This window comes from Thermodesulfobacteriota bacterium, assembly GCA_026415035.1.
Taxonomy (GTDB): Bacteria; Desulfobacterota; BSN033; order BSN033; family UBA1163; genus RBG-16-49-23.
In genome coordinates, this window is sequence record JAOAHX010000021.1 from 15,750 (window position 1) to 33,564 (window position 17,815).

13 protein-coding genes are annotated in these 17,815 nt (G+C 56.0%); all 13 read right to left on the reverse strand.

The window, feature by feature from the left end; all coding sequences use genetic code 11:
* The 13 genes from N3G78_11675 to N3G78_11735 all read right to left on the reverse strand — a co-directional run bounded on the left by N3G78_11675 (position 1) and on the right by N3G78_11735 (position 17,806).
* Positions 1 to 369 (reverse strand): response regulator, encoded by a 369-nt coding sequence (locus N3G78_11675; GenBank protein ID MCX8118579.1) that lies wholly within the window; start codon positions 367 to 369, stop codon positions 1 to 3.
* Positions 366 to 1,925: a hybrid sensor histidine kinase/response regulator gene (locus tag N3G78_11680; GenBank protein MCX8118580.1), complete on the reverse strand. Its 1,560-nt coding sequence runs from the start codon at positions 1,923 to 1,925 to the stop codon at positions 366 to 368. The genes N3G78_11675 and N3G78_11680 overlap by 4 nt, the downstream gene beginning before the upstream one ends.
* Positions 1,925 to 2,137, reverse strand: coding sequence for a helix-turn-helix domain-containing protein (locus tag N3G78_11685; protein ID MCX8118581.1), 213 nt, complete (start codon positions 2,135 to 2,137; stop codon positions 1,925 to 1,927). The genes N3G78_11680 and N3G78_11685 overlap by 1 nt, the downstream gene beginning before the upstream one ends.
* Positions 2,134 to 5,409, reverse strand: a complete 3,276-nt coding sequence (locus tag N3G78_11690) for a PAS domain S-box protein (protein ID MCX8118582.1) — start codon at positions 5,407 to 5,409, stop codon at positions 2,134 to 2,136. Before N3G78_11690 ends, N3G78_11685 begins: the two co-directional genes overlap by 4 nt.
* A 203-nt stretch (positions 5,410 to 5,612) precedes the next feature.
* Complete coding sequence (locus tag N3G78_11695; GenBank protein MCX8118583.1) at positions 5,613 to 7,907, reverse strand: xanthine dehydrogenase family protein molybdopterin-binding subunit; 2,295 nt, start codon at positions 7,905 to 7,907, stop codon at positions 5,613 to 5,615.
* A 213-nt stretch (positions 7,908 to 8,120) separates the two neighbouring features.
* Positions 8,121 to 8,588, reverse strand: a complete 468-nt coding sequence (locus N3G78_11700) for a (2Fe-2S)-binding protein (protein ID MCX8118584.1) — start codon at positions 8,586 to 8,588, stop codon at positions 8,121 to 8,123.
* A gap of 71 nt (positions 8,589 to 8,659) precedes the next feature.
* Positions 8,660 to 9,520, reverse strand: a complete 861-nt coding sequence (locus N3G78_11705; protein MCX8118585.1) for a xanthine dehydrogenase family protein subunit M — start codon at positions 9,518 to 9,520, stop codon at positions 8,660 to 8,662.
* Positions 9,521 to 9,542: 22 nt separating this feature from the next.
* Positions 9,543 to 10,838 carry a TRAP transporter large permease gene (locus N3G78_11710; GenBank protein MCX8118586.1) on the reverse strand — a complete coding sequence of 432 codons (1,296 nt, stop codon included), beginning with the start codon at positions 10,836 to 10,838 and terminating at the stop codon, positions 9,543 to 9,545.
* Entirely contained in the window at positions 10,839 to 11,318 is a 480-nt protein-coding gene (locus tag N3G78_11715; protein ID MCX8118587.1) for a TRAP transporter small permease, read from the reverse strand. It abuts the gene before it with no gap.
* Between the two features lie 83 nt (positions 11,319 to 11,401).
* Complete coding sequence (locus tag N3G78_11720; GenBank protein MCX8118588.1) at positions 11,402 to 12,436, reverse strand: TRAP transporter substrate-binding protein; 1,035 nt, start codon at positions 12,434 to 12,436, stop codon at positions 11,402 to 11,404.
* Between the two features lie 129 nt (positions 12,437 to 12,565).
* Entirely contained in the window at positions 12,566 to 13,858 is a 1,293-nt protein-coding gene (locus tag N3G78_11725) for a phenylacetate--CoA ligase (protein MCX8118589.1), read from the reverse strand.
* A gap of 45 nt (positions 13,859 to 13,903) precedes the next feature.
* Positions 13,904 to 15,646 (reverse strand): hydantoinase B/oxoprolinase family protein, encoded by a 1,743-nt coding sequence (locus N3G78_11730; GenBank protein MCX8118590.1) that lies wholly within the window; start codon positions 15,644 to 15,646, stop codon positions 13,904 to 13,906.
* Positions 15,647 to 15,703: 57 nt separating this feature from the next.
* Entirely contained in the window at positions 15,704 to 17,806 is a 2,103-nt protein-coding gene (locus N3G78_11735; GenBank protein ID MCX8118591.1) for a hydantoinase/oxoprolinase family protein, read from the reverse strand.
* Between the last annotated feature and the right edge of the window lie 9 nt (positions 17,807 to 17,815).

The following is a 17,815-nucleotide window of genomic DNA, read 5'->3' on the forward strand; positions in this document are numbered from 1 at the left end:
CTACCTCAGATAGCCTTTCACTTTTTTTATCAATTCGTCCATGTCGAAGGGTTTGGTGATGTATTCGTTGGCCCCTGTCTCCAGGCCCATCGCTTTGTCCTTTTCCTGGGTCTTGGCGGTCAACATGAGGATGGGGATGTGTTTGTAGCGTTCGTCAAATTTCAACAGCCGGCAGACTTTATAACCGTCGAGCTTGGGCAGCATGAGGTCGAGGAGGATCAAATCGGGGTTCTCTTTCCGAGCCAGGTTTAACCCGTCCTCCCCATTGTGTGCCACGAGCACCTCAAACCCTTCGAGTTCGAGAGAAAACCGCAACGTCTCCACCAGGTCCAATTCGTCGTCGACCACCAGAATCTTCTTTTGGCTCATGCGTCCCTCCTCAATCGTTCTCTGGCTTTTCTGAACAATTCATGTTTCGTGGAGGCCTCTTCGGGGAAGCTCGCCCATCCAAATTTGACCCTCAAAGGTCCATCCGGGCCCGAGAGGGGGTTTTTTCGCAGGTCTTCCTCCATCCGTTGCCGGATCGATTGAACCCCCTTCGAATCGGCTTCACACAGGGCGACCAAGGTGGCCTCTCCTTCCCTTCTCATGAGCATATCCGATTTTCGGCAGAGCGATTGTCTGATTCTATGTTCCAGCTCGACCAGGATGGCCTCCCCACCTTTTGGGCGCCGGTCGACAAATTCGATCAGCAAGAGGGAAAGGGGAAGATTCTTTTTTTGGGCGCGCCGGATTTCGGCCTCCAGAACGAACCGAAAATGGGGCTCCCGCCGGACTTCCTCGTAGATGGGCAGGGTAAAGGTGAAGGTGCTGCCCTTACCCACCTCGCTCTCCACCCAGATTTTTCCGCGATGGGCCTCCACCAACCCTTTGGTGATGGCCAGCCCCAAACCGGTCCCTCCGGATGAGCGGTGGAGGGACCCTTCCACCTGAAAGAACTTCTCAAACACGGCATGGAGATGTTCTGCGGGAATTCCGATCCCTGTGTCTCTGACGGAGATGGCAATTTTGGGAGTTCCCCGGCAATCTTTTTCTTCGGAGAACCATTTCGCGATGACCGAAATCTTTCCTCCTTCGGGGGTGAATTTAATGGCATTGCCGATCAGGTTGACCAGGATCTGTTCGATCTTTTCTCTGTCTCCGTAGACAGGGGGGAGGCCTTCGGAGACCTCCGTCTCCAGGCGAAGCGATTTCCCATCGGCCTGCGGTTTGATGGACAGGAGGGTGTGGTCTATCAGGGGCTTTAAATCGGTCCGTTCCAGTTTTAGCTCGATTTTCCCGGATTCGATCTTGGAGAGATTCAAAAGGTCGTTCAAGATGTTGGTAAGCCGGGTGATGTTTCGATCGGCCATCGAAAGAAACCTTGTCTGGTGTTCGTTGATCGGTCCTGTTTTTCCGGAGAGGATGAGCTGGATGGCATTCTTGATCGCGGCCAGGGGAGTCCTGAGTTCGTGGGAGGCGATCGAGACAAACTCCGATTTCATGGCGTCGATCTTTCTCAGTTCCTGATTGGCTTTTTCGAGCTGTTCGACATAATCCCTCATCCTCACAAAACGTTGCCTCTCCTCCAGGGCCTTTCTTAACCGGAGTAGCATTTCGTCTAAATTGAGGGGCTTGGTGAGGTAATCGCTGGCCCCCTGTTTCATCGCCTCGATTGCCGAGTCGATCGTGCCGTGGCCGGTCATCAGCACCGTGAGGGTCTCCGGCCTTAATCGGGAGATTTCGGTGATGAGCTGAAGGCCGTCGAGGACGGGCATTTTCAGGTCGGTCAACACGAGATCGAACTTCTCCTGGGCGATCTTTTTCAACGCTTCCTCTCCATTCTCTGCCAAGGAGACCCGAAAGCCTCCGAGTCGGGTGAGAGCTTTGAAGAGGAAGTCGCGGATCTCTTTCTCGTCGTCGACGACCAGAATCTTATCTTCCATTATTTCTTGTCCTCCCGGAAAAGCGTTTCTCTCCCGGAGAGCCACTCGTCCAGCGCCTGCTTTTGAAACCGCCAGCTACCCCCCACCTTCCGGCCAGGGATCTCTCCGTTTTTGGCAAGTCGATAGAGGGTCCGGACATGGACGCTTAAATATTCGGCCGCTTCTTTTGGGGTCAACACTTCTTTCGTTCGGGGTTCCGAAGATCGATTCATTTTGGGTCTCCCACTTCTCTGTCCAGTATCTCTCTCACTCTCTTTACCAGGGTTTCAGGGGAAAAGGGCTTCTGAAGGAGATCGACCCCCTCCCTCAGCACCCCGTGGCGGAGGATCGAATCCTCCGTGTAGCCGCTCATATAGAGCACTTTCAGGTTGGGCATGGAGGATTTGAGCACGTCGGCGATCTCCCGGCCGCTCATCCCGGGCATGACCACATCGGTGAGGAGGAGATCAAAGGTCATCTGGGGTTGATTTCGAATCACAGCCAAAGCCTCATTTCCATCCTTGGCGACCTCCACCCGATACCCCCGCTCCCGGAGGACCCGGGCGGCCAGCTCTCGGACCGCAGGCTCGTCCTCCACAAGAAGAACGGCCTCGGTTCCCCCTTTTACCCCGTTCGACCTCTCTTTTCGCCAGAGAGGGTCCTCCTCCTCTTCGACTCTGGGGAGGTAGATCTTAAACGTCGTGCCAAGGCCCAATTCACTGAAGACGGCGATGTGGCCACCGCTCTGCTTTACGATTCCATAGACTGTAGACAACCCCAACCCCGTGCCCTTCCCTTTCTCTTTGGTTGTGAAGAAGGGTTCGAAGATCCTTTCCTTGACCTCGGGCGACATCCCGACTCCATTGTCGCTGACGGTAAGTCTCACATAGGGGCCAGGCTTCATCTCGAGGCGGTTGCGGACCTCCTCTTCCGTTAGGTCCACATTGGAGGTTTCGATGATGAGCCTTCCCCCGTTCGGCATGGCATCCCTGGCGTTGACCGCCAGATTGAGGAGGACCTGCTCCATCTGCCCGGGATCGGTCTTGATCTTACCGAGATCCTCGGAAAGGTGATAATCCAGTTCAATGTCTTCTCCGAGAATTCGGTGGAGCATCTTGTTAAGGTCCTTGAGAAGGGTATTGAGATTGATCACCTTGAATTCGAGCATCTGGCGACGGCTGAAGGCCAGAAGCTGACGCGTCAGGGTGGAGGCACGCTCCGAAGCTTTCAGGATCTCCTCGAGGTTTCCATAGAGGAGATTGTCCCTGTCCAGATGCAAGCAGGAAAGCTCCGCATATCCTTTGATGACGGTGAGGAGATTGTTGAAGTCGTGCGCAATCCCGCCTGCCAGACGTCCAATGGCCTCCATCTTCTGTGCATGTCGGAGCTGTTCTTCGGTCTGGCGCAAAGCTTCCTCCGCCCGTTTCAGCTCGGTGATGTCCTCACAGGTCATAAGATGTTCGCCAGTATCCAAACGGACGATCATGAAGTTGACGATCTTTTGGGTCCCGTCTTGGCATTTAACGGAAAAGATGCGGGACCTTTTCTCTCCCGAGGCCAACCAACGCGAATCCTCCAGCCAGGTGGAGATAACCTGGCGTCGATAGTCAGGATCGGGATGGGCCTTTCTGAACCAGGTTCTTCCATCGGGAATATCCTGAGAATCGTATCCGAAAAGCTCCACGAATTTCGAATTGATATACCGGAATGTCCCTTCCTGACCGATCAGAACCATCCCGAAGGGAGCATTTTCCAAAAGGGATTTGAATCGTTCTCGTTCGGTCCTGAGGATCTCTTCGGCTCTTTTGCGGAGGGTAATGTCCTCGATAAAACCTTCCAGGAAAAGCATGGCCCCATCCTTTCCGAAGACAGCCCGGGCGCTATCCCGGATCCAGATCTTTGTCCCATCCTTTCGAAGGGCTTCATATTCGAGGCCAAGGACTTTTCCGGCCCCCTCTTTCAAGGCCTGGATGAAGATCTTCCGTTGATAGGGTTCGGCATAGAACTGTGCAGCGATGTCCTTAATCTCTTCGATCATCTCCTCAGGCGATTCATATCCGAAGATGCGGGCCATGGCGGGGTTGACCTCCAAGAAGCGCCCTTCGATCGAACTCCTGTAGATGCCCTCCACAGCATTTTCGAATAGGCTCCGATATCTCTTTTCGCTTTCTCTCAAAACCTCTTCTGCCCTTTTTCGCTCATCGATGTCCCTGGCCCAGACCTGAATTCCTGGCTCTTCCAAGTAACTGATCACTTTGGCGTTGATCTCTCCCCAAAAGGAGGTGCCATCTTTACGAAGGAATTTCACCTCGTAGGTGGAAGGGGGAGATTCCCCTCGCAATCGGGCCATCGCCCTTTCCCGGGTGAGACTCTGGTAGTCGGGATGATAAACCCTCCAGTGGTCGAGGCCGATCAACTCGCCTTCTTCATATCCCAGCATCTCGTAGAGCCGACGGTTTGCAAAGATAATCTTCATCCCCTTCTGGATCCAGATTCCATCGAAACTCTCCTCGACCAGAGTCCGGTAGCGCTCCTCGCTGGCCTTCAAGGCCTCTTCGGCCCGTCTGTGGCGAATCGCTGCCCCAAAAATCTCGGCCGCGTAGCGAAGGGCTTCTACCTCGGCCTTGGTCCAGGTCCGTTCCCTGCGACACTCGTCGAATCCGATGAACCCCCACCATCGCTCTCCTACAAATACCGGGACGACCAGGATGGATTGAATATCCTGGAGACCTAAAAACTCTCTCTCTTTTTCTGGAAATTCTTTCACATGGCCCTGAATCACCTCGCCTCGACCCAAGAGCTCTACCCAGCGTGAAAAGCCCATTTTCAGGAAGGAGAAGTTTTGAAGTTGGGGATTGTCGATCTGGGGTTCTATCCCCTCATCGACCCATTCATACCTTTGGCTCGTCAAGAGGTCACCCTCCGGCCCAAGATGATTCTCGAAAATATAGACCCGACTCACCTCGGAGGCCTTCCCCAGTCTCCTCAATACCTCCTCGATGCTCTGAAGCCATCCGGTCCCTCCTAAAAACGATTTTGAAGCAAAGCCCAAGGCCTCCAGGATGGCATCCTTCCGGCGGAGGGATACTTCATCTTCGATGGAAGAGGTGATATCACGGATATATTCGATCACCCCCCTGATCTGGTTCGTCGCAGGGTCGAGTAAAGGGAAGGTGTGGAGCTCCAGCCATGCCGTTATTTCGGCATTTTCCCCCACCTTTGGCACCACTGCGGTGGCTTTCTGGCCTGTTTGGAGGGTTTGGTGGGCGGGGCAGATCTCACACCGTTCGGCCCTTTTACAATAGACTTCGTAGCATTTTTTACCCACAAGGGGCATGGCATGGGCATACCAGCGTTCCACGGTGGGATTGACGCGAATGATCGTCAACTCCCGATCGAGGATGCTCAGACCATCCTGGATGGAGGCGAATATGTCCGAAAGGAGATGTTCTGTCTCAGGCTGGGGGAAACGTTCTTCTTTTTTGACCTTTTTGTTCCGAGACATCTTCTCGATTTTAGGAAAATGCAATTTCTATTCCTTTTTGGCCTAATTTTTCCTAAAAAGGGTGTAAGAAGACCTAACTATTCAAAATTAAGGCAATTTTTGAGGTTTTTTTCAAGGGGACTCTGGGGCAAGTCGGAATGGAAGATAATGGAAAAAGTGGATAAATTGTGATAGAATTGCCTAAGAAATGACAAATTTGGACATCAATGTCCTTTATCCTTCAGGGCCTTTAAAATCTTTTCAGGGGTAATTGGGAGATCCTTGATCCTGACGCCAATGGCGTCAAAAATGGCATTCGCAATGGCAGGCGCTGTGGGGACGAGCCCTGGTTCTCCAATCCCTTTCGCCCCAAAAGGGCCGGTGGGGTCGTCCGTTTCGATGACGACCGTTTCGATAGGAGGCATGTCAGCCGCCGTAAGTATCTTATAATCCCGGAAGTCGGGATTGAGGACTTTTCCTTCCTTTAGGACAAGTTGTTCCATGAGGGCGTATCCGATTCCCATGGCCGCCCCTCCATAGACCTGTCCCTCCAGTAACATTGGATTGATTGCCCTCCCGACGTCGTGGGCGGCGATATATTTGAGGATTTTCACCTGGCCGGTCTTTCGATCCACCTCCACCTCGACGCCATGGGTCCCGTAGGCATAGGTGACCGAAAGATTCCCCTTAAATTCTTTGTCCAGGTTTTCGTTGGGCGGATCGTAAAAATGTTCAGCCATCACCATCCTTCCAGCCGTGCTGTAGTGAGAGGCCCTGAGGATCTTCCCAAGAGGAGACTTTTTTTCGGGATCGACTTTGGAGTAGATCACCCGATCCCGGATATCGAGGTGTTCTGGGTTTTCTCCGAGGACCCGGGAGGCCACCTCGAGGATCTGCTCCTTCACTTTTTTTGCAGCGATCCGGGCGGAGTTGCCCGCCACATAAGTCGTCCGGCTGGCATGGGCCCCTACATCCCAAGGACAGATGTCCGTATCCGTATGGGTGATCACGACATCCTCGACTCGCACGCCCAGCTCTTCGGCAACGATCTGGGCGATCACCGTATCGGCCCCCTGTCCCATATCGGTGGCGCCGGTGATGACATTGACCGTTCCAAAGTCATCGACCTTGATGATCGTCCCGCAGCCGTCCGATTTATACACCCGGGCTCCGCCGCCAACGTGGATGAGGGAGGCCATCCCGACGCCCCTTCCGTTCCTCCTCCCCCTTTTCTGCCGCCAATCCAGTTTCTGTGCCACCGCATCGATACACTCGCCCAACCCACAGGTCAGGATGTGAAACCGCTGCGGAGTGACCTCGCCGGCCGTATTCGCATTTCTCATCCTGAAGTCGAGCGGGTCGATTCCCGCCATCTCCGCAAGGATGTCCATTTGAGACTCGATGGCAAAAGTCGCCTGGGGGTTTCCATATCCCCGGAAGGCCTGGCAATAGGTGTTGTTGGTATAGACGCATTTGGCCACATATCGAACATTGGGGACTTTGTAGAGGGAAGAGGTGGGCATCATCATGACCGAAGGGGTGGTGGCGCCCCAGGAGGTGTAGGCCCCGTTGTCAAGCACCATTCGGACATCCCTGAAGGTCAGCAAGCCCTCCTTGGTACAGCCCTGGGCGATGTCGATGATGGCGGGCTGTCTCGGAGAGGTGGCGAAGAACTCTTCTTCACGGGTGAAGACGATTTTGACGGGCTTTCGGGTCTTGTGGGCCAGGAGGATGGCGATATATTCATAGGCATAGGTGTCCAATTTGCTTCCGAAGGCCCCTCCTATTTTGGTCTTGATCACCCTTGCCCTTTTGCCTTCGAGCCCCATGGCGGCAAGGGCCTCGGTAAAGTCTCTCTGAGCTAAGGAGGGGATCTGCGTATTGCTGTAAAGGGTGAGGTTGTCCCTCGGATCGAAAAGGGCGATGCATCCACTTGTCCCCATACAGCAGTGGTTGACCCAGGTGAGTCTAAACCGATCCTCTGCAATGTATGCCGAATTCTTTCGCGCCTCCTCCACATCTCCGGCCACCAGTCTCCAGGGGAGGTTGAGGACGTTGGTCGGTTTCTTTTCCTTTCCGCCCAGGTGGTCTTCGTGGATCAGGGGAGCCCCTTCCTTCATCGCCTCTTCTGGATCGAAAACCGCCGGAAGAAGTTCATACTCGACCTTGATCCGTTCGATGGCCTCCGCAGCGATGTCGGGATCGGTGGCCGCCACTGCCGCCACTTCGTCGCGGCAGGAGCGAACCTTGTCCCGTTTGAGGGGCATATTGTCTTTATAAAACCCGAACTTGATCAAGGGGGTGTTATATCCGGTGAGGACCGCCTTGACCCCAGGCAGCCGCTCTGCCGCCGAGGTGTCGATGTGAAGGATCCTCGCATGAGGGTAGGGGCTGTAAAGGATTTTTCCCCAGAGCATGCCCGGGATTTTCAGGTCCTGAATATAGACGGCCTTTCCGGTGACCTTCTCTTCGGCATCGATCTTGGGAATTCGCTTTCCGACGGCAAAAAATTCCGACATGTAACCTCCTGTTATCCCAGCCGAAACTGGAAGCTCGAAATCGGAAACAAATTCAAATTTCGGACGACTAACTTTTCGAACCGTTTTCGAACTTTCTTAAAATAGATCCGAGGATAACCGTCGACCCCGAAGCTTCCCTTTCCAATTCCTTGCGTTCTTTTTTCGGACCCATCTCGTCACTAGTCCCCATAATTTTCAACTCATTCAACCGCTTTATCCTTTTTGACTGGCCGCCTGGATTGCCTGGATGATCTGGATGTATCCGGTGCACCGGCAGAGGTTACCCGATATGGCTAGGCGGATCTCCTCCTCAGTGGGATGGGGGATTTCGTCGAGGAGGGCCTTCGCCGATAGGATCATCCCTGGCGTGCAGAACCCACACTGAACCGCCCCGTTCTCTATGAAGGCCTTCTGAAGGGGATGGAGTTTTCCATCTACCTCCGCCAGCCCTTCGATGGTCATGATCCTGGTCCCCTCTGCCTCAAGGATCGGAAAGAGGCAGGAGTTGACCGCCTTTCCATTGACCAAAACCGTGCAGGCCCCACATTCTCCCATGCCGCATCCTTCCTTGGTACCGGTCAGGCCCAGATCGTCTCTGAGAACCTCCAGAAGGGTGCGGTGGGGCTCCACCTCAATCCCAACGGAATCTCCGTTCAATACAAAATGGACAGTCTGTTTCATGGTGGACCCGTCCTTTCTCATTCCAGAAATGGACGATTTCGTGGGGGAGTCGTGGCTCGACCTTTTGACATTTATGACCCTTCGATCGATTGGCGGATGGCTTTTTCGACGAGGACGCCGACCATCGCTTTTCGGTACTCTGCCGACCCCCGGATATCGGTTATGGGATGGCACTCCTGCCTCGCCTCTTCCGCTGCTCGTTCGATGAGGCGATCCTCCAAAGGGTTTCCCTCGAGGACCTTTTCGGCCTTCTTCGCCCGGATGGGAGTGGGGGCGACCGCCCCGAGGGCGATGCGAGCCCGTTCACAGATTCGGGTGGAGGGGTTGAGCGTCAATAGGACCGCCACATTGACGACGGCGAGATCGACGCTCCTTCTCCGCCCCAGTTTCAAATAGACCCCCCTGCTATGGGTTGGAGGGTAGGGGAGAAGGACCTCCTTGAGGACCTCCTTTTTGCCCAGTGCGGTTTCGCCAGGGCCAAGGAAGAAGGTTTCGAGGGGGAGGCATCTCTCCCCCTTTTCGCTGACCAGATGAACCTGAGCTTCATAGACGAGCAAGGCAGGGGCCGTCTCCGCAGAGGGCGAGGCGGTGCAGAGATTTCCTCCGAGGGTTCCGACATTGCGGACCTGAACAGAGCCGAGCTGACCCGAGGCCAAAGAGAGGATAGGGAAATACCTTCGGATCTCCTCGGACTGCTCGATCCTCCGGTGGGTGACCAGGGCGCCTATTTTAAATTCTCCGTTGGACTCCACATGATCGAGTCCAGGGATCCCCCTTAAAGAGATGAGGACATCGGGAGAGAGTTTCTTCTGGCGGATCATCACCAGGAGGTCTGTGGCCCCGGCGATCAATCTGGCCCGATCCCCGTATTGATCGAGCAGCCGGAAGACCTCCTCCAGGGTTCGGGGTTTGAGGTAGTCGAATCGGTTCATAACGCTCTCCTCGGGAATCTCTCTACTTGACCAACCCCGGCAGAAAGAGGGCAATTTGAGGAAAGAAGATCATCAAGGCCATGGTGACGACATAAGCAGGGATGAACCAAAATACGCCTCGGAAGACCGTCGAGAGGGGGATGTCCGGGGCCATGCCCGAAACCACATAGGCGCAGATCCCCACGGGTGGGGTGACCGCCCCCAGCGTGGTGACCACCGTCAGGATACAGCCGAACCAGACGGGATCGTATCCCAACTTCACCGCCATGGGGAAGAAGATCGGGATCGAGATCAGGAGGAAACCGAGGGCATCCATCACCATCCCCGCAATGGCATAAATGAGGAGGATGCAGGTCAAGATCATGTAGGGAGGAACCTGAAGGGTTGAAACGAAATCGACCGCCTGGAAGGGAAGTCGGCTGATGGTCAAGAATCGGCCGAAGATCACCGCTCCCCAGACGATGACGATGACCATGCAAGTGACCCTCAAGGCATCGGTCAGGGCAGAGAGGAATCCCCTCCAGGTCAGCTTCCTCCGGATGGTCCATGCGATCAACAGGGCGAAGAAGGTTCCCGCTGCCCCGGCTTCGGTCGGCGTATAGGCGCCTGAATAGAGTCCTCCCATCACCAAACCGAAGAGGATGACCATCTCGGCCATTCCGGGCGTGGCCTTGATCTTATCGAGGAGATTGACCTTCGGCCCTCCAGGTCCCCATTCCGGATGTCTCAGACAGATGAGGTAGACGGTCAGCACGAAGAGAAACGCCAAGAGAAGGCCCGGGAGCGTCGATCCCCAGAAGAGCTTTCCGATCGACTGGCCGGTCTGGATCCCGTAAACGATCAGCACCACGCTCGGAGGAATGACGACCCCAAGGGTCGAGCCGCAGGCGATGGCTCCCGAAGAGAGGGCCTTATGATATCGATACTTCTCCATCTCCGGCAGGGCCACAGTCGACATGGTGGCCGCCGTCGCATTGTTGGAACCGCAGATGGCCGAGAACCCTGCGCAGGCCATGATCGTGGCCATCGCCACCCCTCCCCGGGTGCGGCCGAACCACTTGTAGGCCGCCTCGTAGAGGTTCTTGTTGACCCCGGAATAGAAGCAGATCGTGCCCATCAGGATGAAAAGGGGGATGACGGTCAGGCCATAGGAGGAGAAGATCGACCAGGTCTCCGTCCCGAGGATGGAGAGGGCAGAATCGATCCCGGTCACATACCAGAGGCCGAGAAAACCGACCAGCGCCATGGCAAAGCCCACGGGCATCTGGAGGAGGATCATCAATCCGAGGAGGACGAGGATGCCGATCAGACCGACCATCTATCGATCTCCTTTTTGGGACCGAAGGGCGTTAAACACATCGGTCAGGAGGATAAAAGCCAGGACGAGGCAACAGAGGCCCACCACATAGACGAAAGGGAAATAGATGATTCTCAAGGTTTCAGAGGTCTCACCCCTTTTCCAGATGGCGGTCCCATAGGCCCCGGTCTGCCAGGCCACCAGGACGAAGAGGACAGAGCAGACGAGGGAGTTGAAAGCGTTCACCCATCGGAGGGTTTTTCTGGAATACCGCCGCGTCAGGATGTCCACGGCAATGTGGGCCCGGTTGATCTGGGCGTATCCGAGGGGCAGGGCGACCACAAGGGCTCCGAAGAACCCGACGAGCTCATAAGCCCCTTTGAAGGGGGAACCCACGATCCGCATGAACATGTTGAGGCAGGCGATCGCGGTCAGAAGGATGAGGGCGATGGCACCGAACAGGTTGAACCACCTGCTGAGATCTTCGCGGAATCTGTTCACTTCGATCCTCATGCTTTGCCCCGGTCATGGCGTGAATGGAGATCTTTGAGGAGGGCCCCTCGGAGAGAAGCCCTCCTGAGATCTCAATCCGGGAACTGTTTGCTATACTTCTCTTTCAGTTTCATCATGTCGTCATAGATGGCCTTGGCGGGAAGGCCCTTGGCCTCCACATCCTTGAGATGTTTATCAATCATGGGCCGCAGCATCGCCTCCCATCTCGAAATCTCTTTGGGCGACAGCCGGTACACCTGAACATTGTGGGTTTGTTCGGACCATTTCATCGCTTCCTTCACGTGGTTATCCACATACCGGCCGGTCCAGATCGCCTGATCCAGGCGGAGGTCGTCCATCACCTTCTTCACATCGGGCGGAAGGGCCTCCCATTTCTTCTGGTTCATCACCACGGCGAAGGAGACGACGAAGAGGTTGAGATTGGCCGTGACGTGTTTGCAATATTCGGCATATTTGAAATCCTTCAAGACCTCGAGGGAGGAGACGTTGCCTTTGATCACGCCCTTCTGGATCGCCTCAGGGACGTCGGATTGGGGCATGCCCACGGCGGAGGCCCCGAGGAGTTCGAGGATCTTGGCGCCCGTCCCAGAGGCCCTCAGCGGATAGCCCTTCAGGTCTTCCAGGCTGAGGATGGGCTTCATCGACATGATGTTGGCAGGTGGGCATGTGAACATGGTGAGGACTTTGAATTTCTCCAGCTCTTTCGGTTTATATTTCTCTGTCAGATCCCAGAGGGCAGCGCTGGCCACGGTGGCGTTGGGCCATCCGACAGGAAGGTCGACGAATTCAATCACGGGAAACATCCCGGGAAAGTAAGAGGTCGCCGTGTTGCCGATATCCGCGGTTCCAGCGGCCACCCCGTCGAACATGTTCTTGGCTCCCAAGAGGGTGCCGCCCGGGTAGGTATCGATCTTTACCTTTCCGGCCGTCCTCTTCTCCACCTCGGTCTTCCACCTCTCCATCTGGACGCAGGGGAAGGTCGGAGCGGGTGGAAAGTTAGCATAGCTGAGCTTGATCTGGGCATGGGCGGGCGCGATCCCTGCCCCTCCTCCCGAGACATAGGCCATCAGCATGGCAATCAGGACCCATAGAAAAATCCTTCTCATCTCCTCTTACCTCCTTTCTGAAGCGTACCATTTCTTAAACGTACCATTCGTTTGATCGGAAATTTCCCCTGTCTCCAACATCGATCAAAAAGGCTTCCACCACCCCCTTTCCCCTCACGGGCTTTCCGTTCATTGGTCCCGATGGTCAAAGACCCGTTTGCTCTTTCGTTCGGAACGGGGGAGGGATCCATAGTCGACCACCTCCACCTTTCCACTGACCAAGATCTGTTTTTTGATCTCTTCCTCGATGGTCCGCGCCAGATCGGGATCGCGATCTGGGCTTTCCCCTTGCCCCCTTTCGACCTTGATGGTCATGTAATCCTTCCCGTCCTCTTTCCGTTCGAGATGGATCTGATATTCGCTCCCCACCCCCTGGGTGTGGGAAAGGATATGGTCGATTTGTCCAGGATAGATGTTGACGGCCCTGAAGATGAACATGTCGTCGGATCGCCCCAAGAGTCGGTCGTGGAGGGGAAGGATGGAACCGCAGCTGCACCGTTTTGGAATCAACCGGGTGAGATCCCGGGTGCGGTATCGGATGAGGGGAGCCGCCTCTTTACGTAGGGTGGTGACGACCATCTCGCCGGTCTCGCCCGGGGCGACAGGCTGGAGGGTTTCTGGGTGGAGCAACTCCAGGAGGTAGTAATCGGCCCAGTAGTGGATCCCCTCGTGGCGCTCGCAGTCGATCCCGGTGCCCGGACCGTAGAGCTCGGTCAATCCGGTGATGTCGAAGACATGGTCCACGCCGAGGAGTTCCTTCATCCTCTGTCGCATGGCATCGCTGGAGCGTTCAGACCCCATGATGACCTTCTTCAGACCGATCTTTTCCCTGAGGCCTCTCTTCGCCACCTCCTCCCCCATGAGAAGGGCCATCGAAGCGGTGGCACAAAGGACGGTGGATTGAAAATCCTCGAGAAACTGACACTGCATATCGAGATTGCCAGGCCCGACGGGAATGGCCAAGGCGCCAAATCGCTCGCACCCGATCTGGAATCCCACCCCTGCAGTCCATACCCCATAGCCGACCGCAATCTGGACCCGATCTTTCGATGTCAGGCCCGCCATTTCGTAACACCTGGCAAACATGTTGGCCCAGTCCTGGATATCTTTCTGGGTATAACAGAGGACTTTCCTTTTGCCGGTGGTCCCGGAGGAGGCGTGAATCCTCACAATCTTTTCGAACGGGACGGACCTCAACGGGAAGGGGTATCCTTCCTGGAGGTCGTTGGCGGTCGTGAAGGGGAGCTTTGAAATGTCCTTTAGGGATTTGATATGCCGGGGCTTCACTCCTGCCTCGTCGAAACGCTTCCGATAAAATTCGGAGTGCTCATAGGCATGGTTGACCGTCCATTGAAGCCCTTCCAGCTGGAGTTTTTTTAGCTCCCTCTCGGTCCTGATCTGTGGCATGAAGCTCTTTCCCATCTCGCCCTCCGGATGTGGGGTTGTGCGTCCCTTCGCAAGGTTCCTTCAGAAGGGTTTTAAACCGCCTTCCTTTTTCAAACTCTCTCTCAATTTTTGGGTCTTCTCTTCATCGACCCTCAGGGAGTCAGGGTCGAGGACGACACCGTAGTCCTCCCTTGCCTTTTCTGGACTTACATATCCTTCGAGGACGTCCCTGGCCACGGCCTCAGGATCGCGTTCCAGGGGAGACCCAAATCCTCCGCCGCCAGCCGAATCAATGGTGACCACATCCCCCAGATGGAGCTGGGTTAGGCCGTAAGGATTCCCTGGGACGCCATTGATCAGAAACTGGGCTTTGGATCCCGGTTTCCCTCCGAAGAGGCCCAAGGGAGGATAGACGTGTCTCCCTGCCTGGATTCCGAGGTTGACCGGGGGTTGAGGCCCATGCTCATCCTCCGGTATTATAAAGACTTCCCGTTGGCCGAGCCCCCCTTTCATCTTTCCTGGCCCACCGGAATCGGTCAAAAGCTCCCGTCGTTCAACGATGAGGGGGGTGTCGCTCTCGATGATCTCGATCGGTGTGTTGGCCCCGTTGGCAGGAAAGATGAAGACATAATTTCCATCGGCAATGGCGCTGGCGCCCATTCCACCTCCCCGGATGATCACCGAATGCCAAGGCCTGCCATCCTTCCTCTTCCCGTAAAAGACGTTCATCTGGGCCGGGGTTCCTCCGCTGGCCGCAATGACCCGGTCAGGGGCGACCTCCGCAAGGGCCCGATAGATGATCTCGGTAAGAAAGTGGCCGATGACGAGGCGGGCGGCCACGGCCGCTGGGAATTTGCAGTTGACCACCGTCCCTTCCGGGGCGACCAGGGTGATCGGGCTGGCACAGCCATCGTTGTTGGGGATGTCCGGGCCGAACATGCTCTTAATGGCCATGAAGACATAAGCATAGGTGAAGTTGTAGACGACATTTCCACCCCAGTTCACCTGAGGGGAAGATCCGTTCAGGTCCACGAGGATGTCACTCCCCCTGACCTCCACGGCAGCCCGGATCACCACATCTTGCTCGCCCTTCATCTGCTCGATCCTCCCTTCGGCCCGATAGAGGCCGTCCGGGATCTTCGCAATCTCCTCTCTCATGCTCTTTTCGGTGCGGCTGATGATCTGGTCGGCGAGGTCGTCGAGACTGTCCAGATCATTCTCCCTGAGCATCTGGCAAATCTTCTCCGAACAGACATGGTTGGCCGCAATCTGAGAACGGATGTCGCCGATCACCTCCTCCGGCGTCCGGACGTTCCATCGGATCATTTCGAGCACAGAGGAGTTGAGGACGCCTCCCTCATAGAGTTTCACGAAGGGGATGAAGAGGCCCTCCTCGAAGACGTCATGATTGTCCGAGGAGACCCTTCCCCCGATGTCGGAATGGTGGAAGACACAGGCGGTGAAGGCGACCAGTCGATCTTTGTAAAAGACCGGGCTCATGACACAGACGTCGTTCAAGTGGCCTGCCAGGGCCCAGGGGTCGTTGGTGATGAAGATGTCCCCGGGTTTATAGTATTCGGGAGGATACTTTTTAACGAGGCCCTTGATGCCCAAGGCCATGGCGCCGGACTGTCCAGGGGTGGCAAAGGTCCCCTGGGCCAGCTCCCGACCCTTCGGGTCGGTGAACATGCAGGTATAATCGTGGGCATCCCTGAGGAGGCTGGAGAAGGCGGTGCGGGCAACGGCGCTGTCGGCTTCGTCCACGATGGAGATCAGTCTCCTCCAGAGGATCTCGAGGGTGATGGGGTCGAAGGTCTGTCCCATACGTTCTCCTTAGAAAAGAGGAATAACACGATACCTCCCAAATGTCACGAAGAAACGTCATCCGCCCGATCCACTCCTTAGATCAATCCATAAAAAACCGAACTCGTCCACCCTCACGGTGGCGTCTTCTCCGACGACCACGGTGGATTCCTTCTCCTCGATGATGGCTGGCCCGCGGAAGGTGGCCTTCGGAAAGAGCTGGTAGCGATCGTAGACCGTAAAGGGGATGAACGTCCTGGCCAGCTGGGAGTAAGCCAGGCGACTGCCCTTCGTCGCCTTTTCAAGGGATTTTCCTTCCGGGTTAAGCCTCTGGAATTGAATCAGTCGCTCGGGGAGGCTCGCCCTCACCTTGAAGTTGATGAACTCCACCTCCGAATCGGGGTAGGTCCTTCCGTAAAGTTTCTCGTAGACCTCGTCGAACCGGCGCCGGATCTCTTCTTTGGTCATGTTCGTGAAGGGTTCGTTTGGAATCGGGACAGGGGTCTCAGAACCCTGGCCCACAAAACGCATGTCGAGAGAGCGTTCACATCGGATCTCCGATTTGGAGGCCTGCTTCTGAAGGACCCTCATGGCCTCCTCTTCGAGCTGTCGGAAGATCCCCTCAATCTCCTTGAAATCGGCGGCCCCTAAGGCCACCTTATGACTTCTCAGCACATCATAGGCCCTGGGGGCAGTGAAAAACCCGAGGGCCGATCCCACCCCGGCATTGGGCGGAACGATGAGGCGGGGGGCCCCCAACTTTTTGGCGAGGCCATAGGCATGGACCGGCCCGGCTCCGCCAAAGGCTACGATGGTGACCAGACCTGGGTTCCCTCCCTTTTCGGCGATATGGGTCTTTGCCGCGGCCGCCATCGTCTCATTGATGAGGTCGTGGATGCCCCATACCGCTTGGATGTACGGGACCCCGAGGGGCCGGGCGACCTTCTCCTCGACCCCGATGCGGGCCGCCTCCTTGTCGAGTCTCATCTTGCCTCCGAGGAAGTAATTCTCGTCAAGGTATCCCAAGAGAAGGTCGGCATCCGTGACACAGGGTTCCGTGCCCCCGAGGCCATAGCAGATCGGCCCAGGATCGGCCCCTGAGCTTTCCGGACCCACCTGGAGCGTTCCCATCCGGCTCACCCTCGCGATGCTTCCCCCTCCGGCCCCGATCTCCATGAGATCGACCACAGGCACCTGGATGGTGAGGCCGCTTCCCTTCATGAACCTCTGGACCCGACCCACTTCGAAGGTGGGGACGATGCCCGCTTCTCCCTTCTGGATGAGGCAGGATTTTGCCGTGGTCCCGCCCATGTCGAAGCAGAACATCTCTTGGATATGGAACAGCTTTCCGTAATATTGTCCAGCGATGACCGCCGCGGTCGGGCCGGACTCGATGATCCGCACGGGGAATTCCGAGGCCGTTTCGACGGAGGTGACCCCTCCGCTGGAGAGCATGATGAAGAGTTTGCCTCGGAATCCGAGACCCTCCAGCCTTCCCGAGAGCTTGGAGAGGTATCTTCCAGTGAGGGGCTTGACGTAGGCATTGGTCACCGTGGTGCTCGTCCTCTCGAACTCCTTGATCTGGGGGAGGACCTTGAAGGAGATGGAGACCGAGACCTCCGGCGCTTCCTCCAGGATGATCTCCTCGAGCATCTTTTCGTGGACGGGATTTTCAAAGGAGTTGATCAGACAGACCGCGATCGACTCGACCTTTAACTTCAGAATCTTCCGAACGACCTCCCTGGCCTCCTGCGGATCCAAGGGCTTCAACACGCTGCCATCGCTGCGGATCCTCTCATCGACTTCGAAGCGAAGGTGGCGGGGGATGAGGGGCTTGGGAAACTCGGCAAAGATATCGTAGGGGGCATATCGTAATCCCCTCCCGATTTCGAGGACGTCGCGGAACCCTTTGGTGGTGATCAAGGCCGTCTTGGCCCCTTTTCTCTCGATGATTGCATTGATGACCAGGGTCGTGCCGTGGATGACCTCGTCGAGCCTTTCCACGAAGCGGGGAAGGTCTTTCTCAAGGCCCCGGATTCCCTCCTCCACGGCGTCGGAGGGGTCCTTAGGGGTGGTGAGGCATTTGTAGGTCCTGACCTCGCCGGTCTGGTCGTTCAGAAGAACGAAGTCTGTGAAGGTCCCCCCGATATCGCAGCCCAACCGGTAAATTTGGTCCGACATGAAATCCTC